The sequence below is a fragment of the Bacillus sp. GMs2/2 genome, assembly GCF_050172095.1.
GTDB lineage: Bacteria > Bacillota > Bacilli > Bacillales > Bacillaceae_G > Bacillus_A > Bacillus_A cereus.
Map to the genome: position 1 here is coordinate 1 of NZ_JBNLYE010000689.1, position 1,294 is coordinate 1,294.

The following is a 1,294-nucleotide window of genomic DNA, read 5'->3' on the forward strand; positions in this document are numbered from 1 at the left end:
AGTGAAGATTATAAATCTGCATTTGATTTAACCTCAAGGTCATTACAGAAAATAATATCCGAAGAATGGTTGAAGAGCTATTGGGAGGGACTGCCAGTTCAATTACAAGCAGGTTCTTTTATAGAAATTGGAGAGGTTACACAAAAAGAGACAAATCCTGTTCATACAAATGTGGAGATTCAATTAGTTTTTGAAAAAATGACTGTACCTTTACTAATTAAACTAGATCCATCTGGAAAAATAGACGATTTTCAACTAAGCATGTCGTTTAGTCCTGTTGCTGAGCGTCCATCATATAGTAAGCCTGAATCATTTGTTGATAAAGAAGTAGTAGTTGGAAGTGGTGCATTTCCATTACCAGGAACATTGTCAGTTCCAAAAGGAAATGGTCCTTTTCCAGCGGTTATTCTTGTTCAAGGATCAGGAGCAACTGATCAGGATGAAACAGCGTTTGCTTTAAAACCATTTCGCGATTTAGCTGAAGGTCTTGCATCGAAGGGAATTGCTGTCCTTCGCTATAATAAACGAACGTATGAACATGGGCTGAAAACACAATTCAGTCCCTTCTATACAGTTGATAAAGAGACAACAGATGATGCTCTTCTTGTAACTCAATTTCTTAAAAATGAGCCTCTAATAAATAAGAATCAAATATATATTCTTGGTCATAGTCAAGGTGGAATGATGCTTCCGAAAATGATTGAAAAAGACCAAAATCAAAATATTGCTGGGGCAATTGTAATGGGTGGACCAGCTCGTACGATTCAAGACGTTGTTTTAGATCAATTTGAGTATCTTTTTTCTATTGGAGCAATGAACCAGGAGCAATATAAATTCTACAAATCGCAATTTGAATTATTAAATGATCCAAATTTCTCTGGTCAGAATCCTCCAAAAGATTTTTACTTAGGATCAGCAGTATTTTGGGATTCTATTCGGAAAATTAAAGCAGCAGAAATATCAAAAGAACAAAAGACACCACTTCTTATTATTCAAGGAGAAAGAGACTATCAAGTTCAATCAAAAATCGAAATTCCTCTTTGGAAAGAACAATTAAAAGAACGAAATAACGTTGATTATCGACTATATCCAAAGTTAAATCATTTCTTTACAGAGGGCGATGGGGAAATAAGTAAACCGGATGAATATTATAGTCCTGCTAATATTCCTGAGTATGTTATAAATGATATTGCTGCTTGGGTGCAAGGCAGATCGCAATTAAATTAGCAACCATATGTTTTAATAAAGACTTTCTTTCTGTAATCAAAATAGAAATATTTTTATTAGGTTATAT

The 1,294-nt window shown here is 34.2% G+C and carries 1 protein-coding gene; it reads left to right on the top strand.

Annotated features, from left to right (window positions below; all coding sequences use genetic code 11):
• A partial coding sequence (locus ACQGS6_RS28710; protein ID WP_426966043.1) for a prolyl oligopeptidase family serine peptidase occupies window positions 1–1,227 on the top strand: 1,227 nt, incomplete at its 5' end.
• Between the last annotated feature and the right edge of the window lie 67 nt (window positions 1,228–1,294).